General features: G+C 71.5%; 22 protein-coding genes and 1 pseudogene. 7 read left to right on the plus strand and 16 right to left on the minus strand.

What is annotated here, in order from left to right:
* Positions 1-9: 9 nt before the first annotated feature.
* The 7 genes from OG698_RS14015 to OG698_RS14045 form a co-directional block, all read right to left on the minus strand.
* On the minus strand, positions 10-2,262 hold the full coding sequence (locus OG698_RS14015; protein WP_406103346.1) for a CDP-glycerol glycerophosphotransferase family protein: 2,253 nt from the start codon (positions 2,260-2,262) through the stop codon (positions 10-12).
* Positions 2,263-2,380: 118 nt separating this feature from the next.
* A complete protein-coding gene (locus OG698_RS14020) occupies positions 2,381-2,716 on the minus strand; it encodes a hypothetical protein (RefSeq protein WP_406103347.1) in 336 nt (111 codons plus the stop codon).
* Between the two features lie 28 nt (positions 2,717-2,744).
* Entirely contained in the window at positions 2,745-3,959 is a 1,215-nt protein-coding gene (gene mgt, locus OG698_RS14025) for a macrolide-inactivating glycosyltransferase (protein ID WP_406103348.1), read from the minus strand.
* Between the two features lie 43 nt (positions 3,960-4,002).
* A complete protein-coding gene (locus OG698_RS14030; RefSeq protein WP_406103349.1) occupies positions 4,003-4,458 on the minus strand; it encodes a MaoC family dehydratase in 456 nt (151 codons plus the stop codon).
* A 37-nt stretch (positions 4,459-4,495) separates the two neighbouring features.
* Positions 4,496-5,983 carry an acyl-CoA synthetase gene (locus OG698_RS14035; RefSeq protein WP_406103350.1) on the minus strand — a complete coding sequence of 496 codons (1,488 nt, stop codon included), beginning with the start codon at positions 5,981-5,983 and terminating at the stop codon, positions 4,496-4,498.
* 11 nt (positions 5,984-5,994) lie between these two features.
* Positions 5,995-6,867 (minus strand): amidohydrolase family protein, encoded by an 873-nt coding sequence (locus tag OG698_RS14040; protein WP_406111058.1) that lies wholly within the window; start codon positions 6,865-6,867, stop codon positions 5,995-5,997.
* Between the two features lie 16 nt (positions 6,868-6,883).
* On the minus strand, positions 6,884-7,810 hold the full coding sequence (locus tag OG698_RS14045; protein ID WP_406103351.1) for an SDR family NAD(P)-dependent oxidoreductase: 927 nt from the start codon (positions 7,808-7,810) through the stop codon (positions 6,884-6,886).
* 199 nt (positions 7,811-8,009) lie between these two features.
* On the opposite strand from OG698_RS14045, the gene OG698_RS14050 reads away from it, so the two are divergent.
* Positions 8,010-8,435 (plus strand): MarR family winged helix-turn-helix transcriptional regulator, encoded by a 426-nt coding sequence (locus OG698_RS14050; RefSeq protein ID WP_406103352.1) that lies wholly within the window; start codon positions 8,010-8,012, stop codon positions 8,433-8,435.
* Between the two features lie 10 nt (positions 8,436-8,445).
* Positions 8,446-9,222, plus strand: coding sequence for an IclR family transcriptional regulator (locus OG698_RS14055; RefSeq protein ID WP_406103353.1), 777 nt, complete (start codon positions 8,446-8,448; stop codon positions 9,220-9,222).
* A gap of 4 nt (positions 9,223-9,226) precedes the next feature.
* On the opposite strand, the gene OG698_RS14060 is transcribed toward OG698_RS14055, so the two are convergent.
* Together OG698_RS14060 and OG698_RS14065 are read right to left on the minus strand one after the other, a co-directional pair.
* Positions 9,227-10,837 (minus strand): MFS transporter, encoded by a 1,611-nt coding sequence (locus OG698_RS14060; RefSeq protein WP_406103354.1) that lies wholly within the window; start codon positions 10,835-10,837, stop codon positions 9,227-9,229.
* A 35-nt stretch (positions 10,838-10,872) separates the two neighbouring features.
* Positions 10,873-12,237 (minus strand): DUF6351 family protein, encoded by a 1,365-nt coding sequence (locus OG698_RS14065; protein WP_406103355.1) that lies wholly within the window; start codon positions 12,235-12,237, stop codon positions 10,873-10,875.
* 261 nt (positions 12,238-12,498) lie between these two features.
* Between OG698_RS14065 and OG698_RS14070 the strand changes: the two genes are divergently transcribed.
* Genes OG698_RS14070 through OG698_RS14080 form a run of 3 tightly spaced genes read left to right on the plus strand, consistent with a single transcriptional unit; the run spans position 12,499 to position 14,671 of the window.
* Complete coding sequence (locus tag OG698_RS14070; RefSeq protein ID WP_406103356.1) at positions 12,499-13,566, plus strand: Rieske 2Fe-2S domain-containing protein; 1,068 nt, start codon at positions 12,499-12,501, stop codon at positions 13,564-13,566.
* Complete coding sequence (locus tag OG698_RS14075) at positions 13,563-13,733, plus strand: hypothetical protein (RefSeq protein WP_406103357.1); 171 nt, start codon at positions 13,563-13,565, stop codon at positions 13,731-13,733. Before OG698_RS14070 ends, OG698_RS14075 begins: the two co-directional genes overlap by 4 nt.
* On the plus strand, positions 13,730-14,671 hold the full coding sequence (locus OG698_RS14080) for a PDR/VanB family oxidoreductase (protein WP_406103358.1): 942 nt from the start codon (positions 13,730-13,732) through the stop codon (positions 14,669-14,671). Before OG698_RS14075 ends, OG698_RS14080 begins: the two co-directional genes overlap by 4 nt.
* 156 nt (positions 14,672-14,827) lie before the next feature.
* Here OG698_RS14080 and OG698_RS14085 read toward each other — a convergent pair.
* From OG698_RS14085 to OG698_RS14095, 3 genes and pseudogenes are all read right to left on the minus strand, one after another.
* Positions 14,828-16,114, minus strand: a pseudogene (locus OG698_RS14085) (ABC transporter substrate-binding protein).
* Entirely contained in the window at positions 16,111-16,944 is an 834-nt protein-coding gene (locus tag OG698_RS14090) for a carbohydrate ABC transporter permease (RefSeq protein ID WP_406111060.1), read from the minus strand. Before OG698_RS14090 ends, OG698_RS14085 begins: the two are co-directional and overlap by 4 nt.
* Before the next feature lie 17 nt (positions 16,945-16,961).
* On the minus strand, positions 16,962-17,900 hold the full coding sequence (locus OG698_RS14095; RefSeq protein WP_199841621.1) for a carbohydrate ABC transporter permease: 939 nt from the start codon (positions 17,898-17,900) through the stop codon (positions 16,962-16,964).
* 191 nt (positions 17,901-18,091) lie between these two features.
* Between OG698_RS14095 and OG698_RS14100 the strand changes: the two genes are divergently transcribed.
* Together OG698_RS14100 and OG698_RS14105 are read left to right on the plus strand one after the other, a co-directional pair.
* Complete coding sequence (locus OG698_RS14100) at positions 18,092-18,994, plus strand: phosphotransferase enzyme family protein (protein WP_406103359.1); 903 nt, start codon at positions 18,092-18,094, stop codon at positions 18,992-18,994.
* 166 nt (positions 18,995-19,160) lie between these two features.
* Positions 19,161-21,998 carry a glycosyl hydrolase family 95 catalytic domain-containing protein gene (locus tag OG698_RS14105; RefSeq protein ID WP_406103360.1) on the plus strand — a complete coding sequence of 946 codons (2,838 nt, stop codon included), beginning with the start codon at positions 19,161-19,163 and terminating at the stop codon, positions 21,996-21,998.
* Positions 21,999-22,066: 68 nt separating this feature from the next.
* Here OG698_RS14105 and OG698_RS14110 read toward each other — a convergent pair whose 3' ends face one another.
* The 4 genes from OG698_RS14110 to OG698_RS14125 all read right to left on the minus strand — a co-directional run bounded on the left by OG698_RS14110 (position 22,067) and on the right by OG698_RS14125 (position 26,397).
* A complete protein-coding gene (locus OG698_RS14110) occupies positions 22,067-22,789 on the minus strand; it encodes a 3'-5' exonuclease (RefSeq protein ID WP_406111062.1) in 723 nt (240 codons plus the stop codon).
* Between the two features lie 109 nt (positions 22,790-22,898).
* On the minus strand, positions 22,899-24,155 hold the full coding sequence (locus OG698_RS14115; protein ID WP_399967555.1) for an SAV2148 family HEPN domain-containing protein: 1,257 nt from the start codon (positions 24,153-24,155) through the stop codon (positions 22,899-22,901).
* A 101-nt stretch (positions 24,156-24,256) separates the two neighbouring features.
* Positions 24,257-25,564: a copper amine oxidase gene (locus OG698_RS14120; protein WP_406103361.1), complete on the minus strand. Its 1,308-nt coding sequence runs from the start codon at positions 25,562-25,564 to the stop codon at positions 24,257-24,259.
* 44 nt (positions 25,565-25,608) lie between these two features.
* Positions 25,609-26,397 (minus strand): Tat pathway signal sequence domain protein, encoded by a 789-nt coding sequence (locus tag OG698_RS14125; RefSeq protein ID WP_406103362.1) that lies wholly within the window; start codon positions 26,395-26,397, stop codon positions 25,609-25,611.
* Positions 26,398-26,553 lie beyond the last annotated feature (156 nt).

A 26,553-nucleotide genomic window follows, 5' to 3' on the forward strand; every position in this document is an offset into this window, starting at 1 on the left:
GGTGGGCGTTCAAGCAGCGCTGGTGGGCAGGGTCACGGTTGCCTCCGGCTCCTTCCGCGCACCGGATGCCGCCGGGGCCTGGGCCGGTTGCCGCTCGTCCAACGGCACGACGGGCGGCAGGCCCGCCGTCTCCCCGAGGAGGACATGCCGCACGACCCGCTCGGCGGCGCCCCCGTCGTCGTACGGGCAGAAGCGACTGCGGAACGCGGCCCGCCGCTGGGCGGAGCGCGGGCTGCGCCACTCGCCGGTCGCGAAGATGTCGATCAGCTCGTCCTCGCCGGTGGCGACCGCGCCGGGCGGGAAGGCCCAGAGGTCGAAGTAGGTGCCCCGGGCCGCCTCGTAGGCCTCCCGGTCGTCGGCGTACACGACGATCGGGCGGTCCAGATTGGCGTAGTCGAACATCAGCGAGGAGTAGTCCGTGACCAGCGCGTCGCTCGCCAGGCAGAGGGATTCGACGCAGGGGTGGTCCGAGACGTCGACCAGCCGGGACGAGCCCTTGCCCACGAGCGGACTGCCGGAGAGGTGGTGGGCGCGGGTGAGCAGCATGAAGCCGGGGCCGAGTGAGCGCAGCATGCGCTCCAGATCGATCGCGTGGCGCTGGGTGCGGCGGTAGTCCCGGTGTGTGGGGGCGTACAGGATCGCGACCGAATCCCGGGGGATGCCCAGGGTCTCGCGCAGCCGGGCCACGTCCTTGCCGGTGGCGTGCTGGTAGATGTCGTTACGCGGATAGCCGTACTCGAGCGTGGTGTAGGCGGCGGGGAAGACCCGCTCCCAGACGAGCGTGGAATGGCGGTTCGCGGACAGGACGTAATCCCACTTGTCGCAGTTGGCGAGCATGCGCCCGACGTCGGTGTCGCCGACTGCGGCGGGCCGGTCGAGCAGGTCGAGGCCCATGTGCTTGAGCGGGGTGCCGTGCTGGGTCTGCAGGAACACCTGGCCCCGGGCTTTGACGAGTCTTCGGTCGAAGTTGACGTTGTTGACCAGGTACTTGGAGCGGGCCAGCGCCGTCCAGTACGCAGCCGAGCCGGGGGTGAGGCGACGGGTGGCCGCCGGGATCGTGTGGTCGTGCGCGGGGCCCGCGATCCAGGCGGTGCGGATACGGGGCGCCACTTCGCGGACCTTCGCCTCGATCGCCGCCGGGTTGCAGCCGTAGCCGCGGCCCCAGTAGGCGGAGAACACGGCGTCGTTCTCGCGCAGCGGAAGGAGCCGTTGGATGCGGTAGTGGATCTGGAGTGCGGCCGCCCTGACGGCACCGTATGCGGCGACGGCAGCGCGGTGGACGTGTCGCTGGAGGGCTCGTGCGCAGTACAGGGCGAGGTAGCTGCGGTGCGCGCCCAGGCGTACGAGGGCGTGCCGGATTCTGGTGCGCGCGCGGGGAGTCGCGCCCGGGCAGCGGTAGCGGCGGCCATAGGTGCGGGCCTGGCGCAGAAACGCGGCGCGGCTGCCGCGCAGCAGCCGGTCGCGCGCCGTGAACACCGTGCTGAAGTGGTCGAGCATCCGGCGGAAGACGAAGGGGCGCCAGCGCGCCAGTTCGGGGTGCGCGTCCAGGTAGGCGAAGACCCGGTCGTACTGGTCGAAGATCTCGAAATGCCTGCGCCCGGGGGAGCAGGTGATCGCTCCCTGTCTCCGCTGCCGGTACCGCACGCAGACCCGGTCGAGCACCGCGATCGAGTTCGCGGTCACCAGCACCGGATAGGTCCAGGAGACGTCCTCGTAGTAGCCGGGAGCGAAGGTGAAGCCCGCGCGCTCCAGGAACTCGCGGCGGTAAGCCTTGTTCCAGACGACGTGCAGGACTCTCAGCAGGCCCGGCCTGTCGTCCAGGGTGAACGCCGCCGGGCCCTCCTCGGTGAGCTGGGCCGTGACGACGTCGGGGGCCGTCCTCCCGGTGCAGTACGACCGTACGTAGTCGTAGACCAGGACGTCGGGGGTGTCCGTCTCCTTGAGCCGGTCCGAGATCGCGTGCAGCGCGTCAGGGGTGAGGGAGTCGTCGCTGTCCAGGAAGATCACATACTCGCCGGTGGCGCGTTCCAGCCCGGCGTTGCGGGCTCGGCCGAGACCCCTGTTCTCCGTCAGATGGATGGCGCGCACACGCGGATCCCGGGCCGCGAACTCGTCGATGATCGTTCCACTGCCGTCCGGTGAGCAGTCGTCGACCGCGATCAGCTCAAGATCCGTGAAGGGCTGCTCCAGGACGGATTCAAGGCATTCATGTAGATATGCCTGCACCATATAAGCGGGGACAATCACACTGAACCGTGGCAATACGAATCCATGGGTCGTCAGCGGCGTATTGCCCGAAAACGACCGATAGCATCCGAAGTTACGCTGAATCTGGCATACGGGGTACTTCTGGGTGATCGGAGGGCGGAACCGTCACCCCTCACCGCCGCGAGCGGAGTGACTGGGGCTCACCGTGCTCGTTGCCCTCGCCGGTCACATGGGCGCCGGCCACGAGGTTGTCGATGTCGACGACGCGGGGCAGCGCGGCCGACCGGGATCCGTCGGCGGGTCCGCCTTCCGGGCCCGGGACCACGCTCCGGCACGCCGCCGCGCCGCCGGGCAGGGCGTGCCGGCGAACGCGGTCACCGCGGCTCGGCAGCGGGGACGCACCCACGCCGTGGCGGCGTACGAGGCCGGGCGGTGGGTGCCGGAGCGGGCCGGACGGGAGGTCGCGGAATGCCTTGCCAGGGGGCAGCAGGACGGACCGCTCCCCCATCGGTATCCACCAAAAACATGCGCCCCCTTTACCGTTGGCGGGCACCCGCCCTGTCCTCCGCCGCCTCCACCAGGTCGGCCGCCCGGGCCGTGCCGCCCTCGCCCGCCATGTCCGCCCGGATCCCCTCGAGGCGGCGCGCCACCTCAGGATCGGCCGCCATGGCGAGTACCGCCTCCCTGAGCGTCGCGGGCGTGGCCTCCTCCATCGGTACGTGGCGTGCGACGCCGAGCCCCTGGAGCATGTCGGCGTTGCCGAACTGGTCGACGGCCTGCGGGACCGCGACCATCGGCGTCGCGGTGGCGAGGCCTTCCTGGCTGCCGCCCGCGCCCGCGTGCGTGATGAAGGCGTCGGCCTGCCTGAGGATCGCCAGCTGCGGCACCCAGGGGTGCACCTCGACGTTCGCGGGGATCTCCCCGAGTTCCTTCTCGTCGATGAACTTGCCGATCTGGAGCACCACATGCCAGCCGGGCAGGTCGCCGAAGGCCTCGATACAGGCGCGGTAGAAGGCGGGCTGCTTGGTGAAGGTCGAACCGAGCGAGACGAGGAGGACGTTCTGCGCACCGGCCGGGCGCTGCCACTCTCCCTGCGCCGAGCGGTCCCCCTGACAGGCGCCGACGAAGGTGTAGCGGCCCTCGTCGACCCGGTCGGCGTTCGGCTGGAGCGCCTTGGGGATGAGGACGAGGCAGCGGTCCGGGCGGCCCATGAAGTCCTCGACCGAGAGGTCGATTCCGTTCGACCTGATCCAGCTCTCGAAGGTCTCGTAGAACGCCTTGCCGCGCGGCGTCTGCTTCAGCGGCTCGAACATCGGCTTGCCGACCTCTTCCTCGTATCCCTCCCAGGCCACGAGGTTCGGCGAGAACTGCACGATCGGGACGTTCCAGCGATGGGCCAGGACACGGGCGGGGTAGGCGGTGATGTCGTAGAGGACGAGGTCCGGTTCGTCGCCCTCGTAGAGGTCGACGAGCTGCGGCAGCGCCTGGATCGCGTCGGCGAGGAAGGGTTCGAGGTTGTCGATCAGCTCCGTGCCCCACGCGTCCGGGTCGTCGTCGGTGGGCAGCGTCGAGTGCCAGATCTTCGGCTCTGCCCCGGTCTCGGCGACCTTCTCCGCGAACTGCGGCGGGATCGCGTACGTCACGCGGTGCCCGCGGGCGACGAGCTCCCTGATCACCTCGATGCTCGGGTTCACGTGCCCGTGGGCGGCGATGGAGAACATGGCGATATGGGCGTTCCTGGGGACGGTCATGACGCCACCGTAAGCGAGACGAGACGTATCGTGCAATTTGTTTCTACACGTAGAACCTCGAGACGCTCTGCAGGACGCAGGCAGGCTTGGCCGCTCCCTCGATCTCGACGGTGCCGTCGACCGTGATCTGCACGCCGCCCGGCACGTCCTCGACCCCGGCGAGGCGCGCGGCCAGGCGGATGCGGGAGCCCGCCGGCACGGGGGCAGGGAAACGGACCTTGTTCAGGCCGTAGTTGACCTTGGTGGTGACTCCTTCGACGTCCAGGAGCTCGGTGAACATCGGGATGAAGAGCGAGAGCGTCAGATAACCGTGCGCGATGGGCGCGCCGAAGGGGCCTTCCTTGGCACGCTCGGGGTCCGTGTGGATCCACTGGTGGTCGTCGGTGGCGTCGGCGAAGGTGCCGATCCGCTCCTGCGTGACATCGGTCCATTCACTGGAACCCAGGTCGCTTCCGGCGAGCTTCTTCAGTTCGTCCAGGCCGTTGACGGTGACGCCCATGAGGGGCTCCTTCCATGTGTGCTGATGAATTCGGTGGTCATGAAGTGCCGTGCAGGCGGCGGACGTCGGCCTTGACGAGCTTTCCCGACGCGGTGCGGGGCAGGGCGTCCACGACGACGGCCGACTTGGGGATCTTGTAGGGCGCCAGGCGCCCGGACAGCGACGCGAGGACCTCGTGCGGGTCGGGCGCGCGGCCCTCGCGGGCGACGAGGACCGCCCTGCCGACCTCACCCCACTTCTCGTCGGGTACGCCGATGACCGCGCACTCGGCGATGTCCGCGTGGGCGAGCAGGGCGTCCTCGACCTCGGCGGGGTAGATGTTCTCGCCCCCCGAAATGATCATGTCCTTGAAGCGGTCGACGATGGTGACGTAGCCGTCCACGTCGATCCGGGCCGCGTCCCCCGTCCGGAACCAGCCGTCGGCGAACGCGGCGGCGCTCTCGTCGGGCAGACCCCAGTAGCCGGGCATGACATGGGGCCCGCGCACCAGGACCTCGCCCGTCTCGCCCGGCTCCACCGGCGCGAGATCGGGGCGCGCCACGCGTACGTCGCTGAAGAAGTGCGGCACGCCGGCCGTGCCTGCCTTGGTGACGGCGTGCTCGGCGTCGAGGAAGAGGGTGCCGGGCGCCGCCTCGGTCATCCCGTAGCCCTGCAGGAAGGTGAGTCCGCGGTCCTGGTAGGCCGCGATGAGCGGGGTCGGGACGGGCGAGCCGCCGCAGCTGAGCATCCGCAGCGACGACAGGTCGGCGTCCGGCCAGTTCGGTTGCCGTGTGAGCTGGTCGAACATCGTCGGGACGCCGAACATGAAGGTGACCCGGTGGCGCTCGACGAGTTCCAGGGTCGCCGCCGCGTCGAACGAGCCCACCAGGACACAGCTGCCGCCCTTGAGCAGCACCGGCAGGGTGAGCATGTTCAGGCCGGCGGTGTGGAAGAGCGGCGCCACCACGAGCGCGATCTCGTCGGCGACGAGGTCCTGGTCGACCAGGACGTTGACGGCGTTCCAGGTGAGGTTCCCGTGCGTGAGCATGGCGCCCTTGGGTCGGCCCGTCGTCCCCGAGGTGTACATGATGATGCACACGTCGTCGGGTCCGACCTGCTCGTCGATAGGGAGGGCCGGGGCGGCGGCAAGAAGTTCCTCGTACGCCGCGCCGTCCGCCTCGATGGCGGTGCGGACGCCCGGCAGGTCGCCGGTGCGCGCGGCGGCGTGCAGCAGCACCGTGGCGCCCGAGTCCCGTATCTGGAAGGCGAGTTCGGGCTCGGCGAGCCGGGTGTTGAGCGGTACGAAGACCGCACCGAGGAGCCCGGTCGCGAACAGCGCCTCCAGGAACGAGGGGTGGTTGGGGCCGAGGTAGGCGACCCGGTCGCCGCGACGGACGCCGAGCGCCCGTAGGGCGTGGGCGAGCCGGGTGGTGCGCTCGTGCAGTGCGGCGTAACTGATGGTGGTGGTGCCGTGGATGAGTGCCGTGCGGTGCGGGGTCTTGCGGGCCCGGCGTGCGGGCCACGACCCCAGTCCCTCGTTGCGCATGTCCGGCCCCTTTACGGTTTTGTCAGCCCGAGCAGCCGGGCGGCGTTCTCCTTGAGGATCTTCGGCCTGACCTCGTCCTTGATCGGGAGCTTCGCGAAGTCGGCGAGCCAGCGGTCGGGGGTGAGTACGGGGTAGTCCGAGCCGAACAGCACCTTGTCCTTCAGCAGGGTGTTGGCGTACTGGACGAGCTGCTGCGGGAAGTACTTCGGTGACCAGCCCGAGAGGTCGATGTGCACGCCGGGCTTGTGGGTGGCCACGGCGAGCGCCTCGTCCTGCCAGGGGAATGAGGGGTGCGCGAGGATGATCTTCAGCTGGGGGAAGTCGGCGGCGACGTCGTCCACGTGCATCGGGTTGGAGTACTTCAGGCGGATGCCTCCACCGCCGGGCACGCCCGCGCCGATGCCGGTCTGGCCGGTATGGAAGAGCGCGACGGCGCCGGTCTCCTCGATCACCTCGTAAAGGCCGTACGCCATACGGTCGTTGGGGAAGAAGCCCTGGATGCTGGGGTGGAACTTGAAGCCGCGCACCCCGTACTCCTCGACCAGGCGCCGGGCCTGCCTGATCCCGGCGCGGCCCCGGAAGGGGTCGATGCTCGCGAAGGGGATCAGCACGTCGGGGTTGGCGAGCGCGGCCTCGGCGACCTCCTCGTTGGGGACGGGCTCGGTGCCGGTGGCGGACTCGGCGTCGACGGTGAAGACGACGGCGGCCATGCGCCGCTCGCGGTAGTACGCGGCGGTCTCCTCGAGGGTGGGCTTCCGGTTCCCCTCGACCTTGAAGTAGGCGCTGGACGCGGCGTGCAGCTCGTCGTCGAGCGAGGCCCGCCCCTTGGACGACACCTCGGCATGCGTGTGGACGTCGATCGCGACGAGTTCGTCCACATCGATCGTGGTCATGACGGGGTCACTCTCCCGGGATCTTCGGTGCGGGGATGCCGACGGTCTGCGGCTCGCGCCCGACCGACGTGTGCCACGTCTCGGCGATGGTCCGCGGGCTCCAGCCGCCGTCCGCGTAGGCGACGGACACCTCCTGCGGGTGTGACCACAGGGCGAGCTTGTCGCCGCCGATGCCGATGCACTGACCCGTGACGTCCCGGGCCGCTTCCGAGGCGAGGAAGGGCACGAGCGCGGCGCAGTCCTCCGGCGTGCCGAACCCCTCGCCCCTGCGCAGGAAGCCCGGCAGCGGTTCGCCGTCGCGCAGGGCGTCGACGTAGGGGGCGAAGGCGGGGATGGTCTCGGTCATCGCGGTCGCGGCGACCGGCACGACGGCGTTCACGGTGACGCCTGCGCGGGCCAGCTCCATGGACCAGGTGCGCACCATCGCCGCGATCCCGGCCTTGGCCGCGGCGTAGTTGGTCTGCCCGAAGTTGCCGCGCTGGCCGGCCGGGGAGGCGATGAGGATCAGGCTGCCGCCCTCGCCCTGTTCGCGCATGCGCACGGCGGCGGCCCTCGCGCAGGTGAAGGTGCCCCTGAGGTGGGTGGTGACGACGGCGTCGAAGTCGTCGTCGGTCATCTTCCACAGCACCCTGTCGCGCAGGATTCCGGCGTTGGTGACCATGACGTCCAGCCGGCCGAACGCCGAGACGGCCCGGTCGACGAGGCGCTCGGCGGCCTCGGTGGTGCCGACCGGGACGACCTCGGCGACGGCCCGGCCGCCGGCCTCGGTGATCGTCTTGACGGCCTGCGCGGCGACGTCCTCGTCGATGTCGTTGACGACGACGCTCGCCCCGGCCCCGGCGAGGGCGGTGGCGTAGGCGAGGCCGAGTCCGCGGCCGCTTCCGGTGACGACGGCGACCTTGCCGGAGAGAGAAGTTGAGGGTGTGTCAGGCACTGGGTGGGTCCTTCCAGGTACGGGTACCGGCCGACGAGAAAGAAGCTATGGCCAATCATTGTTGTCGTCAATAGTTGCCGTAAGCCTTGAAGTCCTTCATGCTGGAGCCTCACGCACGACCTCACGCACGACGTCACGCCCCCCGTGCCCGCACGGACCGACCCCGGAGCCCGACATCACTGACGAAGAGGCGCCCTGGATGCGCGCGTTGCACGCCGACACCGGCTATCTCCTCTACCGGCTCGGGCTGCACTCGGGCCGGCTGTTCAACGCCACGCTCGAAGAGTTCGGCCTGCGGCTGCGGCACTACGCGCTGCTGCGCTACCTCGCCACCGTGGAGGGCGCCCTGCAGCGCGAGCTGAGCGACCGGCTCGGCTACGACCCGAGCGCCATCGTGAGCCTCGTGGACGACCTGCAGGAACTCGGCCTGGTGGAGCGCGGACCCGCGCCCGGCGACCGGCGCAGCCGCATCGTCGCCCTCACGGGCCGGGGCAAGGACGTCCTGCGCGACACCGACAAGGGCAGCCGACGCGTCACCGACGAACTGCTCGCACCCCTCGACCCCATGGAACGCGCCACGTTGCAAACCCTGTTGGCGCGGGTCGCGGAAGCGGACCGGGGCTGACCCGGCGGGCATGGCCGAGCCGCCGGAGGTCTCCTTGGACGCACCGCGCAGCCGTTCCGCGGCGGAGCGTCTCCTTGCGGTGCTCGGCGCGTTCGACCACCGCAGACCCGCGCTGTCCCTCACCGAGATAGGCCGCCGGGCCGGACTGCCGCTGGCCACCGCCCACCGTCTGGTGGGCGAGCTCACCGCGTGGGGCGCCCTCGAGCGCGACGCGGCGGGCAACTACCACGTCGGGCTGCGGATCTGGGAACTCGCGGCGCTGGCCCCGCGCGGCCCCGCCCTGCGCGAGGCCGCGCTGCCGTTCCTCGAGGACCTCTACGAGGCGACCCACGAGAACGTGCATCTCGCGGTGCGCGACGGCCTCGACGTCGTCTACATCGAGCGGCTGTCCGGCCGCCACGCGGTCGGCGTCCGCAGCAGGATCGGGGCGCGCTGGCCGCTGCACGCGACGGGCGTCGGGCTCGTCCTCCTCGCCCACAGCGCCAAGTCCTTCCAGGACCAGGTCTGCGGGCGGCCGCTCGCCGCCTTCACCCCGCACACCCTGTCCGACCCGGCCCGGCTGCGCCGCGCCCTGGCCGAGGTCCGGCGCACCGGCTGCGCGGTGGCCGACCGCCAGATCACGGACGACGCGGTGTCGGTGGCCGCACCCGTGCGCGGGCCGCGCGGCGACGTCGTGGCCGCGGTATCGCTCGTGGTCCCCTCGGCCGGGACACAGCCGCACTCACTGGTCCCGGCCGTACGGCTCGCGGGGCGCGGCATCTCGCGCGCGCTGGGCTGGCGGCCCTGAGGGGTCAGGAAGAGACCGCGCCGACGTCCGGCAGGGCGGTGGCGGCCGAACCGTCGGCGTCCCGCGCGCCTGTGTCCGTGCCCTTCCCGCGCCGCAGGGCGACGAGCACCAGGAGCGCCGACAGCGCCGCGGCCGCCCCGCAGACCACGAACCCGATCGAGTAGCCGTGGCCCAGCGCCTCGAGGGCGTAGGGTCCCGCCGCTCCGGGCGGGGAGCCCGCCGGTACCGAGTTCAGGGCGAGCGGCCCGCCCTCGGCGAGGACCTCCCCGGCCGCCGCCTTCGCGCTCGGCGCCAGGTCCGACGTACCGATCGCCCCGTCGAGTCGGGACGCCGCCTGGCTGAGCGCCACCGCGCCGATGACCGCGGGACCGAGGGTGAAGCCGAAGTCGCGCAGCAGGTTCGTCGAGGCGCTGGCCATGCCCGCGAGGTGGGCGGGGGCCGCGTTGACAGCGGTCGCCGTGACGGAGGAAACGGTGAAGGCGAAGCCCACCCCGACCAGGCCGAGCGGCAGGATCAGCGACGGCAGGGCCCGGTCGGTCACCCGCAGCGAGGCGGCGGTGAAGTCGCCCGCGGCCATCAGGGCCAGGCCGCCGGCGAGCAGCAGACGCGGCGCCACCCGGGTGAGCAGCCGGGTGGTCAGCGGGGTGAGGAACGGGGTGATGCCGTTGAGCAGCAGGAAGGCGAACGCGGTGCGCAGCGGGCTCTGATGTTGGATCGGACCGAGTCGGATGCTGGCGGCGTACGCGGTGCCGAGGAAGGCGAACATGCCGACCACGGTGACGGCGGAGGCCACCGCGAACGACCGGTCGGCGAACAGGTCGAGGCGCAACAGCGGTGAGCGCGCCCGCAGTTCGGCGACGAGGAACAGGCCGAGGAAGACGGCGGCGACCAGGAAGGCGGTCACCACGGGCACGGAGCCCCAGCCGTCCATCGGCCCCTGGATGACGCCGTACAGCAGGGCGAACGCGCCGACGCCGATGGTGATCTGCCCGCCGATGTCCAGCGAACGGCCTTCGGGCGCACGGGAGTCATGGGCGAGCAGCAGGCTGGTGAGGGCACTCACCGCCGCGATGGCCGTCACCACGACGAAGGCCCACCGCCAGGAGCCGTAGTTCCCGGTGATCCCGCCGAGCAGCGGGGCGAGGAAGCCGCCCGCGGACAGGCTGGACGCCCACAGGGCGATGGCCCGGGTCCGGCTCGCCGCAGTGGTGCTGCCGGCGGCGATCATCGCCAGTGAGGTGGGGAACAGTGCCGCCGCGCCCAGCCCGGCGAGCGCCTGCCCGACCCAGAGCTGGTGCACCCCCGCGCCGGTGGCGGCCACCGTCTCTCCGGCGCCGAGGAGCACGGCGCCGCCGACGAGCAGCCGTTTGCGTCCGAAGAGGTCACCGAGGACGCCGAAGGTCAGTTCCAGGACGGTGACGGGGAGCAGGAACGCGTCGGATATCCAGGTCAGTTGGGAGCCCACCGGGTGCAGATGCTCCTGGAACAGGCCGTTGAGCGTGGCCGGAAGGGCGATGCCGATCTGAGCGAGGCAGACCGCGAGGCATCCGGCGATCAGGGTTCCGGCTTTCAGGGTTCCGGCGGTGAAGCGGCCGGTGATTCTTCGTGCGGGCATGGGACATCCCTGGGTCGAAGGTTCGGGGAGGCGGTTCAGTGGGAGCGGGCCGCGCCGTTCAACTCGTCCGGCCGGTACGGGACATACGCGGCGTCTCCCAGGTGCAGTCCGAGCGCGGCATGCTGCAGGGCCGCGGGCCGCTCGGCGCCGTCCCAGCGTCCGAGGGCGGCCCTCCGGTCGATCACGTGCACCGCCGCGACGGTCTCCGCGGTGGTGAAGGTGCAGTGGCCGGGGCGCGCGACGTACGCCTGCCGCAGCAGGGCCCCGTCCCCGCCCGCCCGCACCCGGTCCGCGAACGCGTTCTCCTGCTCCACGGGTACGAGGTTGTCGGCGGTGGTGTGCACATCGAGCAGCGGGACGTCGAGGCCCTGCCCCGCCGACGAGGTGCGCCGCGCGGCGGCGACCGCGGCGGGATCGGCGACGGTCCGGGGCCCTGCGGCGAGCGTAGCGAGGTCGGCGCGCAGGTCGAGTCCCGCGGCGCGGTACAACTCCCGTACTTGCGGGGCGTGTTCGGAGCGGGCCAGGAGCGCGGTGTAGTCGGTGCCGGCATTGCCCGAGTTATTGCCGCCCACCGACTGCTCCATCGCGTACCGGCCGCCCTCGATGAACGTAAGCAGCCCCTGGGCCAGCCATCCGTACTGCTGCTTCTCCTGCGCCGCCGCGTCGTGCGGCGCGGGCGGCTTCTCGCCCGACGACCAGGCGGGCAGGTTGAGGTAGGCGGCGGCGAGCGCGATGCGGGCCCGGCCCTGTGCCGTGTCTTGCGCGGACGTCACGGCCGCGGTGAGCCGGTCCGCGGTGGCCGACGCCTCGGCCGCGTCGGCGAACCCGGTGAGCCGGACCTCCTGCCCGGGCAGCAGCAGCCTGGCGAGCGTGTACTCCGCGTTGAGCTGGTAGGTGTCGAGGTCGGTGCCGCCGGCGACCAGGCCGCACATGCCGAGCGCTCCGTCGACGCGGCCACCGCCGTCGCGGGCGATCCGGGCGTTGACCAGGCCGCCCATCGACTGCCCGAGGGAGAGCGTGCGCGCCGGGCGTCCCACCGCGGCGACGAACGCGTCGAGCGTGGCGAACTGGTCGCGCTCGGCGCTCTCCAGGGCCCACATCGAGCCGTGCGGATCGTAGGAAGAGCCCGCCAACGCGTACCCCTCGGCGAGGAGTTGGGATCGCACAGCGGGCGTGGGCGCGTCCTGGGCGACGGTCGGGCCGAAGCCGTGGGAGAAGAGGACGAGGGTGCCGTTCCAGTGGGCGGGGACGTCCGCGATCCAGGTCGCGTCGTCGGCCAGGGTTCCGGTCAGATGCCGGGCGGTTGCCGCGGTGTCCGCCTCGGCGGCGGCCGGGGCCGCGAGGGTGAGGAGCAGCGCGGCGCCGAGCGCGGCGAGGGTACGGGGCAAGGGTGCGGGCACGAGAGGCCCTCCGTTCCGAGGGAGTTCTGCGGGAGTTCCGAGGGAGTACGAGGGAGTGCGGGGTGCCGCCGGGGCATGCCGGCGAATGCGTGGAATGTAGAGCGCAATAATTGTGGAGGTCAATGATTAGAGACCCCCGACATTCTCCGGCTTCCGCCCGACGGAAGAGCCGTTGCCGCGACCTGGCCCCCGTCACGACGCTGGTGGCACACCACGGCACGGCGAAGCAGAGCCGCTTCGCCCTTCAGGGACGGGAGTGCCATGTCCGAGTTCGCGCGGAACCAGTGGTATGTAGCGGCGTACGGGACGGAGGTCGGGCGGGAACTGCTCGCCCGCACCGTCCTCGGCGAACCGATCGCCTTCTACCGGACCGAGGACACGGGCGAGGTCGTCGCCCTGGCGGACCGCTGCGTGCACCGCCGCTTCCCGCTCTCGCACAGCCGGCTCGACGGCGACAAGGTGGTCTGCGGCTACCACGGCTTCACCTACGACACGACCGGCACCTGCGTGTACGTCCCCGGACAGAAACGCATCCCCCGTACCGCCAGGGTGAGTTCGTACCCCGTGGCCGAGCTGGACTCCTTCGTGTGGGTGTGGATCGGCGACCCGGCGCTGGCCGACCGGACGACGATCCCACGGGCCCCGCACCTGGCCGACTCCGCGCACTGGACGACGGTCGGCGGCATGGAGCCCATCGACGCCGACTACGTCCTGCTGGTCGACAACCTGATGGACCTCTCCCACGAGACGTACCTGCACGGCGGCTACATCGGCACGCCCGAGGTCGCCGACACCCCCATGACGACGGAGGTCGACGAGGGCGCGGGCATCGTCCGTGTCAGCCGGCACATGGCCGACGCCGAGTGTCCGCCGTTCTACGCCAACTCCACTGGCATCAAGGGCCGTATCACCCGCTGGCAGGACATCGAGTACCACGCCCCCTGCCTGTACCTGCTGCACAGCCGCATCGCCCCGCAGGGCGTTCTGCCGAACCCGGACGGCACCGACCCGGACGCCTTCCACGTGGAGATCACCTACGCGATCACCCCGTCCACGCGGAACCAGGTCTACGACTTCTGGGCGGTCTCCCGCGACTTCGGCCACGGCGACGAGGAGATGTCCACGTTCCTGCGCGACTTCAACCACGAGGTCGTCATGCAGGACGTGAACGCGCTGAACCTGCTCCAGAAGACCCTGGACACCGAGCCCGCCGGCTACCAGGAGCTCAGCATCAACATCGACACGGGCGGCCTCGCCGCCCGCCGGATCCTGTCCCGCCTCGCCACAGAGGCCGACCGGTCCGCGGCCCCCGACACCGTCGCGCGATGAGCCGCCCGCCCACCGCCGAGGTGTACCGCGTCGACTGGGTCCCCGGCACCGACGAACTGCACGGCATCTGCCACTGCGGGGCCGAGCACGGCACACAGGATCCCGTGGCGATGTGGCAGTGGATGCTGTCCCACCCCGATCACGATCACCAGGAGGACGACCGGTGAACCCGCCCCACGAAGCCGACCTCGTCGTCGCCGCACGGACCGAAGAGGCCGACGGTGTCGTGTCCTTGACGTTCCGGCACCCCCAGGGCGCGACGCTGCCGCCCTGGGAGCCGGGTGCCCACGTCGACCTGGTCCTGACGGACGGCCTGGTCCGCTCGTACTCGTTGTGCGGCGACCCGGCCGACCGCGCCGCCTGGACCGTCGCGGTCCTCCACGAACCGCTCGGACGCGGCGGATCGGCGTACGTCCACGAGAAGCTGACCCCGGGCGCGGTCGTCCGCGTCCGGGGGCCGCGCAACCACTTTCCCCTCCACGAGGCACCGGGCTACCGCTTCGTGGCGGGCGGCATCGGGATCACCCCGATCCTTCCGATGGTGGCCGCCGCCGAGGCGGCGGGCGCCGAGTGGAGCCTGCTGTACGGCGGCCGGACGCGCGGCTCGATGGCGTTCCTCGACCGCCTCTCCGCCTACGGCACGAAGGTGCGCGTCGCTCCGGAGGACGAGACGGGGCTGCTCGACCTCGACGGGTATCTCGGCCCGGCGGGCGACGAGGCCCTGGTCTACTGCTGCGGCCCGGGACCGCTCCTCGACGCCGTCGAGGCCCGGGGCGCCGCCCACACCGAGCGTTTCCGGCCCGCGCAGGACGGGCCGGACAGCACCGGCGGCACGGACCACGCCTTCGAGGTGGAGCTGCGGCGCTCCGGCCGCACCGTGACCGTACCGCCCGGCCGCAGCATCCTGCACACGGTGCAGGATGCGGGGATCGACGTGCTGTACTCCTGCGCGGAAGGCACCTGCGGGACCTGCGAGACCGACATCATGGAGGGCGCGGCGGACCACCGGGACTCGGTGCTCACCGCCGGGGAGCGGGCGGCGGGCGAGACGCTGATGATCTGCGTCTCGCGCTGCCGGGGCCCACGCCTCGTCCTTGACATGTGACCCACTCGCCCGCGTCCCGCCCTAGGGCCTTTCGTTTGGATCGGGCTGGGCTCGCGGGGTCTGGCACGCACTCCCCCAAGCTCTCGACTGCGCTCGAGCAGAGGGGGGACCACCATGACCCCGCTCCCTGATCCAGCCCGATCCAAACGAAAGGCCCTACCTCTGATACCTCGCGAGCACCAGATTTCCGTCCTTCACCAGGCGCTTGCGCAGTTCACCGAGACCGATCGAGCCGCTGTAGTACTCCTGGAGCGCGGGTGTCGCGACCTTGTCCTTTCACTCCGCGTAGCCGCGCACCGACTGCGCCGGGGCCGAGCGGAGGTCACCGGCGAGGGCCGTGCCGGTCGCCCAGTCGTTCTTCTCCGTGTGCAGGGCCGGGTCCTTCAGCGCCTCGGTGCCGGTGGGCAGCATCCAGTCGCCGAGCGCGAGGCGCACGATGTTCGGCGGCCGCAGGAGGAAGTCGATGAACTGCGCCGCCTCCTTCTTGTGCGGGCTGTCCTCGGCGACGGACAGGGTCTGCGGGGAGACGCCCTGGGCGAGCCCGTCACGGCCCGCGGGCGCCGGGAGCACCTGCCAGTCGAAGCCCTTGGGCGCCTGCTGGACGATCTGCTGGCGGTAGGAGAAGCCGAGCGGGACCATCGCGTACTTGCCGGCGAAGAAGCCGGGGAGCGTGTCGGAGCCGCCCATGCCGAGCGTCGCGCCAGAGGCGCTGCCGTCGATGTTGACCTGGTCGTGGACCGTGCGGGGCCCGACCTGGTCCGCGGCGTCGAAGCGGACCGTCACCTTTCCGTCTGCGCCGCGGTGGAACATGCGTCCGCCGGCCGAGAGGGAGAGGTTGAGGGTCGCCGAGACGGGCTCCTTCAGCGGCCACGCGACGCCGAACTTCCTGTCGCCGCTCAGCTTCTTCGTGACGGCCCTGAACTCCTCCCAGGACCAGGGCTTCGCAGGCGTCGGGATGCGTATACCCGCCGCCTTGAGGATCTTCGCGTTGGCGATGAGGACGCGCGGCTCCTGGAGGAACGGCACACCGTAGACGCCGTCACCGAAGGTCGCGGTCTCCCAACTGCGCTGCGGGATATCGGACTTGAGGCGGGTGGGCAGCAGGTCGCGCAGATCGGCGAGGTAGCCGCCGTACGCGAAGTCCGCGAGGTCGTCGGAGGCGTCGTGGATGACGTCGGGCGCCTCCCCTCCCTCGAAGGAGGTGAGCAGCTGGTCGTGGACGCTGTCCCAGCTGCCCTGGACGTACTTGACCTGGATGTCCGGGTGCGCCGCGTTCCACTCCTTCACGAGCTGCTTGTTGGCGTCGACGGACTCCTTCTGCCAGGCGAGGGACTGGAACTCGAGAGTGATCTTGCCGTCGTCCGCCGTCCCGCCGGACGAACAGCCGGTGAGCAGCAGGGCCACGGCCGCGGCGACGGCGGCCAGCCGGGGTATCCGCCTCATGACTTCACCGCCCCGGTCAGCATCCCGCCGGTGAGTCTGCGCTGGATGAACGCGAAGATCACCAGTGAGGGCAGGGTCGCGAGGAACGCCGCGGCGGCCAGCGGCCCGAGGTCGGCGACGCCCTCCGCGCCGAGAAAGTGCGTCAGGATCACCGGCAGCGTCTGCCTCTCCGGGGTCTTCATCAGGACGAGCGCGAAGAAGAACTCGTTCCACGCGGTGATGAACGCGAACAGGGCCGTCGCCACCAGACCCGGCGCGAGCAGCGGAGCCGTGACGGAGACGAGCGTGCGCAGCTTTCCGGCTCCGTCGACGGCGGCCGCCTCCTCCAGCTCGGGCGGCACGGCCCGGACGTAGCCGACCAGCATCCACAGTGCGAAGGGCAGCGACCACACGACGTAGACCATGGTCAGGCCGGGCAGCGAGTTGATCAGGTGCAGGTTCTTCAGGATCAGGAAGAGCGGGATGATCAGCAGGACGAACGGGAACGCCTGGCTGACCACCACCCAGCCCGTCGCCGCGCGGGACAGCGCGGAACGGTGGCGGGCCATCACGTACGCCATCGGGGTCGCGATGACGACGGCGATCAGGGCCGCGCAGACCGCGACGATCACGGAGTTGGCGGCGGCCCTCAGGAGGGGCTGCTCGTCGAAGGCCTGGCGGAAGTTGGCGAGTGTGGGGTCCTTGGGTATCCACGTGGGGTGCAGGCTCGCGAGTTCGCGGGGCGGCTTGAACGCCGTGGAGATCAGCCACAGGAACGGGAACGCGAGGAAGACGAGATAGGCGAGCAGCGCGAGGTACTGGCCCGCGCGCGCCGGCCTGCTCGGCCGGATGCCTGTCCGGGTACGGCTCACTGCTCGTCGCCTCCCTTGAGCCGGCCCACGAGGTAGAAGGCGAGGATGACCGAGATGACCGCGACCATCACGCAGCCCATCGCCGCCGCGTAGCCGAACTGGCCGTAGCGGAAGGCCTCTTCGTAGGCGAAGAGCATGGGCAGGCGGGTCCGGCCGCCCGGGCCGCCGTTGGTCAGGACGTAGACCAGGGCGAACGAGTTGAAGTTCCAGATGAAGTTGAGCGCGGTGATGGCGAGGGCGACCGGCCTGAGCGCGGGCCACGTCACGGCGCGGAAGCGGCCCCAGGCGCCGGCGCCGTCGAGCGCGGCGGCCTCGTGGAGTTCGGGCGAGGTGTTCTGGAGCCCGGCGAGCAGGGCGACGGTGGTCTGCGGCATGCCCGCCCAGATGCCGACGACGATCACGGCGGGCAGCGCGGTCGCCAGGCCGGTGAGCCAGTCACGCCCGTCACCGAGGCCGAGGTCGCGGATGGTCTCGTTGAGGATGCCCGCGTCCGGGTTGTAGACGAGGCGCCACATGATGCCCACGACCACCTCGGGCATGGCCCAGGGAATGATCGCGAGCGCCCGCGCCAGCCAGCGGAAGCGGAGGTTCTGGTTGAGCAGGAGCGCGAGGCCGAGCGCGAGCAGGAACTGAGGGACGGTCACCCCGACCGCCCACAGCAGGCCGATCCGGAACGAGTCCCAGAACAGCGTGTCGTGCAGCAGGTCCTGGAAGTTGAGCGCGCCCACCCACTGGGTCGGCGCCGTGCGGCCGGCCTGTGAGTCGGTGAACGCCAGCGCGATGCCGTAGAGGAGAGGCCCGACGCTGAGCACGAGGATCGGGATGAGGGCGGGCAGGACCAGGAACCAGGCGGCGCCGCGGTCCGCCGGGCGCCCACCGCCCGGTGGCCCTGGCGCGCGCTTCCCCGTCCGCGTCGTTGCGGTCGCCAATGTCACGTGTCCGGCTCCTTCGGGCGACTGGGTATGGCACCGGCCGCCCCGGCGGCCTCCGTCATCGTGCTGAGGGACCCGATACTCGTCAAGCCGGTGCGCACGACCTTGTCCGTTACGGCGTGGACCGGGGCGTATGCGCATGCGAAACGGGTGCGAGACTGGGCCCGGACCAAGGGATCGGCGGGAGGCAAGTGATGGACGAGGCGCAGGCGCGGAAGGTGCTCGCGGCGGCGGAGCTCCCCGGCGGACAGCGGGGCGGCGGACAGCGGGACGGTGGGCCGGAGGGCGGCGGGCCGGAGGCCGAGCTGCTCGCGCTCGGCGAGAACGCCGTGTTCGCGCTCGGCGACCTCGTGGTCAAGGTGGGCCGCGACCCCGAACTCCTGGAGCGGGCGCGGCACGAGCTCGCCGTCGCGGGCTGGCTCGCCGGCCAGGGCGTGCCGGCCGTACGGGCCGCCGAGCCCGAGCCGCTCCTCGTGGACGGTCACCCGGTGACGCTGTGGCACCGCGTTCCGGCCGCCCTGCGCCCCGCCGAGCCGCGCGACCTGGCCGAGCTGCTCCGCCTCGTGCACGCCCTGCCCGCCCCGCCCTTCGCGCTGCCGCGCCGCGAGCTGCTCGGCGGCGTCGAGCGGTGGCTGCGGCTCGCGGGCGACGCGATCGACCCCGCCGACGCCGCGTATCTGCGCGAGCGGCGCGACGGCTTCGCGGACGCGGCGGCGGCGCTCGTCCCGCACCTGACGCCGGGCCCGATCCATGGGGACGCGCTGCCGCGCAATGTGCACATCGGCCCCGACGGACCCGTCCTCGTCGACCTGGAGACGTTCTCCTCCGACCTGCGCGAGCACGACCTGGTCGTCATGGCGCTCTCCCGCGACCGGTACGGGCTCGACCCCGAGGCGTACGACGCGTTCACGCGGACGTACGGCTGGGACGTGCGGGAGTGGGACGGGTGCGCCGTGCTGCGCGGCGCGCGCGAGACGGCGAGCTGCGCGTGGGTCGCCCAGCACGCGCCGGCCAACCCCAAGGCGCTCGCGGAGTTCGAGCGCAGGGTGGCGTCACTGCGGGACGGGGATCCGACGGTGCGCTGGTACCCGTTCTGACGGGTTCCTTCGGGGCGCTCGGCTGAACTTCCGCTCCTGCACGGGCGTTTGGACTCCCGCGCAGGAGTTGTTGGACTTTCGCGCTGAATTCATCCGATCTCTTTCCCGTGAGGGGGTCCTGGAGCAAGGTACGGCGGAGTTGGCCGACTCTTGCCTGGAGGACCTGATGCCCACGCACCCCGAACCCGGCTCCGCCGTCTCCCGCCGCTCCGTCCTCAAATACGGCTCAGCCATCGGATCTCTCCTGGCCCTGAGCCAAGTTCCCGCCTTCACGGCACAGGCAGCCCCGAGACCCGGCGGGCACCCGGCCACGCCACGCCTCGTACCCGAGGCCGACGCGCTCGCGCTGCGGTACGGGTCCCCGGCCGCCGAGGACCTGCTCATGCGGGAGGGGCTGCCCATCGGCAACGGCCGCCTCGGGGCCGTCGTCTCGGGGCACCCGTCCCGCGAGGTCCTGTCCGTCTCGGACGTCACCCTGTGGACGGGCGGAGCGAACGACGCGCTCGAGTCCGACGGTCAATTCCCCTACGACACCGCCCACTTCGGCTCGTACGGCGTCCTCACCAAGGCGTATCTGGAGGTGCCGGGGCACGACCCGTCCGCCGTGCGCGGCTACCGGCGCCGCCTCGACCTCAGCAACGGCCTGACGACGGTGGAGTACGAGGTCGGTGGCACCCGCTACCGGCGGGAGATCTACTGCAGCCACCCCGACGACGTGATCGTCGTCCGGCTCACCCGCAACGGCGGCGGCACCTGGAGCGGACGCCTCACGCTGACCGGGACGCGCGGCGAGCCGATCACCGTGGACCCCGCCACCGCCTCGGCCGGCTTCGCCGCGAAGCTCGACAACGGCCTCGCCTACTCCGCCGTCGCGCGGGCGGCGACGCACCGCGGCGGCACGGTCGGCGCGAGCGGCTCCTCGGTCACCTTCGAGGACTGCGACGAGGTGCTCCTCGTCCTGAGCGGCGGCACCTCCTACTCCCCCGACGCCGACGGCTTCATCGACCGCGACGCCGACCCGCGCGCCACCGCCGCCACGCGGACGGCCGCCGCGGCGAAGGCCGGCGCGACCCGCCTCCTCGCCGCCCATGTCGCCGACCACCGCGCCCTGTTCGACACCATGAGCGTCGACCTGGGCGCGTCCACCGACGCGCAGCGGGCCCTGGACACCGACAAGCGGCTCCTGGCCCGGCAGGCCTCCGGCAACCGCCCCGACCCCGAACTCGAGGCATCGTACGTCCAGTTCGGCCGCTATCTCACCGTGTGCGGCTCGCGCTCCTCGCTACCGCTCAACCTCCAGGGCCTGTGGATCGACCGGAACGACCCGGCGTGGATGGCGGATTACCACACCGACATCAACCTCCAGATGAACTACTGGCCCACCGACAGGACCGGCCTGCCCGACTGCTTCGACGCGCTCGCCGACTACTGTCTCGCCCAGGTCCCGCACTGGGAGAAGCGCACCCGCGCGCTGTTCAACGACCCGCGCAACGGCTTCCGCAACACGAGCGGCGAGATCGCCGGCTGGACCACGGCGATCTCCACCAACACGATGGGCGGCCCCGGCTGGTGGTGGCACCCGGCGGGCAACGCCTGGCTGTGCAACTCCCTTTACGAGCACTACGAGTTCACTCTCGACCGGCGCTATCTGGCGAAGATCCTGCCGCTCCTGGAGGGTGCCTGCGCGTTCTGGGAGAAGCGGCTCGTCACGGCGACGGTGAAGGACCCGAGGACCGGGGCGGACGCCGAGGTGCTCGTCGACGACCACGACTGGTCGCCCGAGCACGGCCCGACCGACGCGCGCGGCATCACGTACGCCCAGGAGCTGGTCTGGCAGCTCTTCGAGAACTTCCGCACCGCCACAGCGGCCCTCGGCACGTCCGAGGCGTACGCCCGCCGCGTCGCCGCCCTCCAGGACAGGCTGTACCTGCCGCGCGTCAGCCCCGCCACGGGCTGGCTGGAGGAGTGGATGGGCGGCGCGAACCTCGGCGAGACGCAGCACCGGCACCTCTCCCACCTCGTCGGCCTGTTCCCCGGCGACCGCGTCAGCCGCGACCGCAGCCCGCACGACGTCCTCGTCGGCGTCGACAAGGGCCTCACGGCACGCGGCATGGACTCGTTCGGCTGGGCCTGCGCGTGGCGGGCGCTGTGCTGGGCCCGGATGAAGGACGCGGAGAAGGCCTATCAGCTCCTCGGCACCGTTCTGCGCCCCTCCCTCAACCACAGCAACGGCACCGCGCCCAACTTCTTCGACTTCTACCAGCTGGGCAGCAACAGCTCGGTGTTCCAGATCGACGCCAACTTCGGCACGACGGCCGCCGTGATCGAGATGCTCCTCTACTCCCGCCCCGGCCTCGTCGAGCTCCTGCCCGCGCTGCCGGTCGCGTGGGGTGCGTCGGGCAAGGTCACCGGCATCGGCGTGCGCGGCGGGTTCACGGCCGACCTGGAGTGGAAGGACGGCGTGGCGACGAGGCTCCGGCTCACCTCGACCGGCGGCCGCACCACCCGCGTGCGCGCCGGCTCCTGGACGAAGGACGTCACTCTGAGGGCCGGGGCGAGCGTCACCCTGACCCCCTCGTACGCGTCACAGCGCTACGTTCTCGTCAACCGGGCCGACAGCGGCATGGCGATCGAGGTGTCGGGGACATCCGAGTCCGCGCCGCTGGTCCTGGGCGCGCGCACGGGCGGCGCGTCGCAACAGTGGAAGTTCGCGGAGTCCCTGGACGGCGGCCACCGCCTCACCAATGTGCACTCCGGCCTGACGGCGGACGTCAGCGGCGGCCAGGCCACGGAGAACGCCCCGATCGTCCAGTACCGGGCCACCGGCGCCGACAACCAGCACTGGCGCACGGAGTCCACGGACGGCGACTACGTCCGTCTGGCGTGCGTCCGCACGGGCAAGTCGCTCGGCACGGCGGGCGGTTCGACGGCGACGGGCACGGCGGTCGTCCAGCAGACGTACACGGGTGCGGCGTCGCAGCAGTGGCGACGAGTGGCCGTGTAGGCGGCAAGGGGCCGGGGGGGTCACTGGCCCTGGCGCCGGTGGCTCGGTGAATCCCCCCGCCCCACCGCTCAGACCCCGGGCCCCGTCAGCTCCCGCATCGGCCACGCCGCCTCGACCACTGCCTGCGCGTCGCCCTTGCGGCGCAGGAAGGACTGGAAGTCCGCCGCCCACTGCGCGTACCACTCGATCTGGGATTCGTGCAGCCGGGCCGGTCCGAGGGAGGCGACCTTCGGGTGGCGGCCGGCTATCGCGGCGGCCAGGCGCGCGGCGGCGAGGGCGTCGGCGGAGGCGTCGTGCGCGGATTCGAGCGTCACGCCGTACTCCGCGCACACCGCCTCGAGGTTCCGCTTGCCCTTGCGGTAGCGGTCCACCGAGCGGTCGATCGTGTACGGGTCGATGACCGGCGCCGGGTCCACTCCGCCGAGCCGCTCCCGCAGCGACGGCAGGCCGTGGCGGCGCAGCTCGGCGGAGAGCAGGGTCAGGTCGAACGCGGCGTTGTACGCGACGACGGGCACGCCCGTGCGCCAGTACCCGACGAGCGCCTCGGCGATGGAGTCCGCGACCCGGTCGGCCGGCTCGCCGTCGGACGCCGCTTTCTCATTGCTGATCCCGTGCACGGCGACCGCGTCGGCGGGGATCTCGACCCCCGGGTCCGCGAGCCACTGCCGGTGTCCCAGCGGCCTCGCGTCCTTGACCTCTATCACCGCGCCCGTGACGATGCGCGCCTCGCGCGGATCCGTCCCCGTGGTCTCCAGGTCGAAGCCGACCAGCAGCTCCTGGTGCCATCCCATCGCGGCCCCCTTCTTCATGGTGCGTCCCCGTGTCTCCCCAGTGGCCACCACGATGACATGGGGCACTGACAACGGCCGGGGGCGTTCCGCTTCCCGCCGTGCGGCGGGGTCAGGACACGGGACGGGCGTCCGCCCAGGCCAGCTCGAATTCTTCGCGATACGTCGGGAAAAGTCCGGCTTCCTCCCCGTCGCGGGGACCGTTCGCCTTCACCACGCGTCCGGGCCCGCGCAGCACGAGGACCGGCGCCTCCATGCCCCTGGCCCGGCGCAGATACGACTGGACGACCCCCACGCCGTCCGACCCGTCGCCGTCGACCAGATACGCGGTGAACCGTGGGGTCTCGTCGTAGACCTGGATCTCGAACGCGCCCGGGTCGCGCAGCCGGGCCCGCACCCGGCGCATGTGCAGGATGTTCATCTCGACGGCGCGGCTCAGCTCGCCGCGCTTGAGACCCAGCTCGCGCTCCCTGCGCTTGACGGCGCTGGAGGCGGGGTTGAGGAAGAGCAGCCGCACCCGGCAGCCGGACTCGGCGAGCCGGACGAGACGGCGGCCCGAGAAGTTCTGCACCAGCATGTTCAGGCCTATGCCGATGGCGTCGAGGCGGCGCGCGCCGCCGAAGATGTCCTCGGCCGGGAACTGGCGAAGAAGCCGCACCCGGTCCGGGTGCACGCCCACGACGTCGGCGTACCGGTCGCCGACGAGCTCCTCGACGGCGTCGACGGGGAGCCTGCGGGCGGACGGCACGTCGGAGCCCGCGCCGAGCATCTCCAGGAGCCGCCCGGAGGCGCGCTCGGCCTGGGCGAGGACGGCCTCGGACAGGGCGCGGTTGCGCGAGACGACGTTCCGCGTCACCTCGAGCTCGTCGAGGGCGAGTTCGACGTCGCGGCGGTCGTCGAAGTACGGCTCGAAGCAGGGCCAGTGCTGCACCATCAGCTCGCGCAGCTGCGGCAGGGTGAGGAAGCTGAGGACGTTGTCGTCGGCCGGGTCGAGCAGATAGCCCTTGCGGCGGCTGACCTCGCGCACGGCGACGGCCCGCTGGACCCACTCCTGCCCGGCGGGCCCGGCGGCGGCCACGACCCAGTCGTCGCCGTGGACGGGTTCGTAGATGGGGCGCAGCACTGCGGCCACGACGGCCCGCAGCCGCTGTTCGACCAGGTTCAGCCAGATGTAGGCGCGGCCGGCCCGCTGCGCGCGCGTACGGACCTCGCTCCAGGCGTCGGCGCCCCAGGCGAACTCCGACTCCGGTCCGATCTGGGATCCCATGTCCATCGGCCGTGCCAAGGACACCGCTCCGGGCGGGACGTCAGCGGAGCTCCCCTCGTGACCTGCGTCACCAGGGGGCAGCTCCAGCCCACCCGAGCTCACCCACGCACCGCCTTCCGCTCCCCCGAGCACTCCCCAGCAACGATCAAGGAAGGGTACTCCGGGAGCGGTCGGCGGTGCAGCCGGATGGGCAGGGTAGTTTCTCAACTACCGTTTCTGGGCACGCCGTTCTGGTCCGCGAGGTCGGCGGGAGTGAGCGGATTCATAGCGGTCACGTCCCTGGGGGCCAGTGAGAAGCCCTGCCAGTGGACCGGCATCGGCTGCTGGTCCTCGTCCCGGGCGATGTGGTGGAACCCGATGTTGACCCAGGTGATCGGGTGCGTGAGCGTCTGCCCGCCGACCCACTTGTCGACGCTGGCGCCGCCGCAGTGCCCGGCCGGGTTGTCGCTCGCGTACTGCTCGCACTTCTTGTACTCGGTGAAGTACACGTCGTGCTTGGTGAACGAGCGGCCGGGGAACTTGGCCGTGCGGCCGGGCACGAACTCGTAGGACCTGGGGTGGCCGTCCTTGTTCTTGCCCGCGGTGCTGACGACCCGCCACCAGCGCATGTCCTTCGCGTCACCGGCGAGTTCCTTGGTGACGGGGGTGCGGGTGGTCTTCGTGGTGGGGCTGCCGCTGCCGCTCGGCGCGGTGACCTTGGAGTCGTACTGCTCGACCTTGCTCTTGGGGGAGCCGTCGAGGCCGAAGTTGAGCCGCCAGAAGACGTTGTGCGCGTGGCTCTCGGCGTAGGCGCGGGCGCCCTTGCCGATCGGCCAGCCCTTGCCGTCCGTGCCGTTGTAGTCGTACGGGGAGAGGCTGCCGGTCGCGCCGACGTTCGACGTGATCGTCCCGTCGGAGGAGAACCGCCACTCGGTGATGTACTCGTACCAGGACGCCTTGTTGACCGTGTAGATGAGGAGGTCCTTGCCCTGGGCGGTGTAGACCTTGCCGCTGCCGCCGGTGCTCTCGTCGTCGTTGAGCCGGTACGCGTGCCCACGCGCGCGCGTGGTGGTGCACAGGCCCTGCACGTTGCCCCGGTCGGGCACCTTGACGGTCTTGATGGTGCCGCCGGGGCACTCGCCGGGCTTCAGGTTCTGCAGGGCGTACCCGAAGTCGGTGCCGGTGACGTCGTCGTACTCGTTCTCGCCGTCGTCGTAGGGGACGTGCACCTGCGCGAGGCGGGCGCTGGTGAGGACGGCGATCGGCTTGGGCTCGTCCTTGGGCTGGTAGCTGACGTTGTCGAGGACGAGCCCGGACAGCGTGTTGTAGTGCCAGCACATGCGCCAGGTCGTGCCCCCGTCGAGGACCTGCTCGATCTTGTACGCGGTGCTGCAGGCCGGGGCCGCGGCGGCGGGCGCCTGCGGGGCGGCGGTGGCGGGGCCCGCGGCGCTGACGGCGGTGCCGAGCAGCGCGAGGGACGTGAGGGCGACGGCGGCCCGGGCGCGGGCGCGCCGAAGTCTGTTGACGTGCATACGGAATGACTCCTTCAAGCAGGAGAGAGACGGGCGTGAGGGACTCAGCCGAGGCGGCCGACGGTGCGCGCGCTGAGGTCGACGACCAGGGCGCGGGTGTCGATCCACGGCCCGTTCCTGACCTTGGTGACGACGCGCAGGCACCGGTGCTCGCCGCAGGCGGTGAGGCCGGACGGGACGTGGGCGACGGTCTCCTTGCGGAAGACCATGCCGCTCAGCTCCAGCTGGTCCGTGCCCGTGAGCTGCTTGCCGGTGGCGTCCTTGTAGTCCTTCTTCAGGCCGGCGCCGAGCGGGTCTGCGATGAGGAGCTGGGTGGCCTCCCGCAGCTCGCCGGGGCTCGGCGGCGGCTGCACGCCGTGCGCCGTGTCGGTGTTCTCGACCTTGCCGCTGTCGAGGTTCACGGTCCTGGTCACGACCGTGTCGGCCTTGTAGTCGTAGAAGACGACCTCTGCGCGGCGCTCGGCGGCCTGTGCGCCGCTCTGCGTCGGGTCCACCTCGCTGAGGTTCGTGGACAGGTGCTGCGGTCCCCGGTCGCCCTCGACGTCCCGCGCGCTCCTGCGCAGTCCGTTGCTCGCGACGGCGAGCTGTTCGGCGCGCTTGATCTCGTCGTCGGTGAGCGGGTCCCTGCCGACGCCCTTCTCGCCTTCCCTCGGCGCGGCCTCCACCACGCCGTCCTTCGGGATCGCGTCCTGCTGGGCGGAGCCGGCCTTGGCCTGGTCACCCGCGCCCGCCTCCCCCGGCAGGGTCACGCCCAGCAGCACGGCGGTCGCCGCGGCCGCGACGGCCGCTCCCGCCATCATTTTCCCCAGATGGCGTCTTGCGAGCTCTCGCACATCTTCCCCCTGTTGTCCCCGCGGCCCCACCTGTGGGCGACGGGTATGCGTGGTCTTCCTGTAAGAGGGGCCCAATTCCTAGGTGGTTCCGTCACTTTCGGGAAGACTCTCGCCGAAGTCGCCCGGGGCATCCGGGCCGGAAGTGGAAGAGTCGTA

Origin of the sequence: Streptomyces sp. NBC_01003, assembly GCF_045162695.1 — a bacterium.
GTDB lineage: Bacteria > Actinomycetota > Actinomycetes > Streptomycetales > Streptomycetaceae > Streptomyces.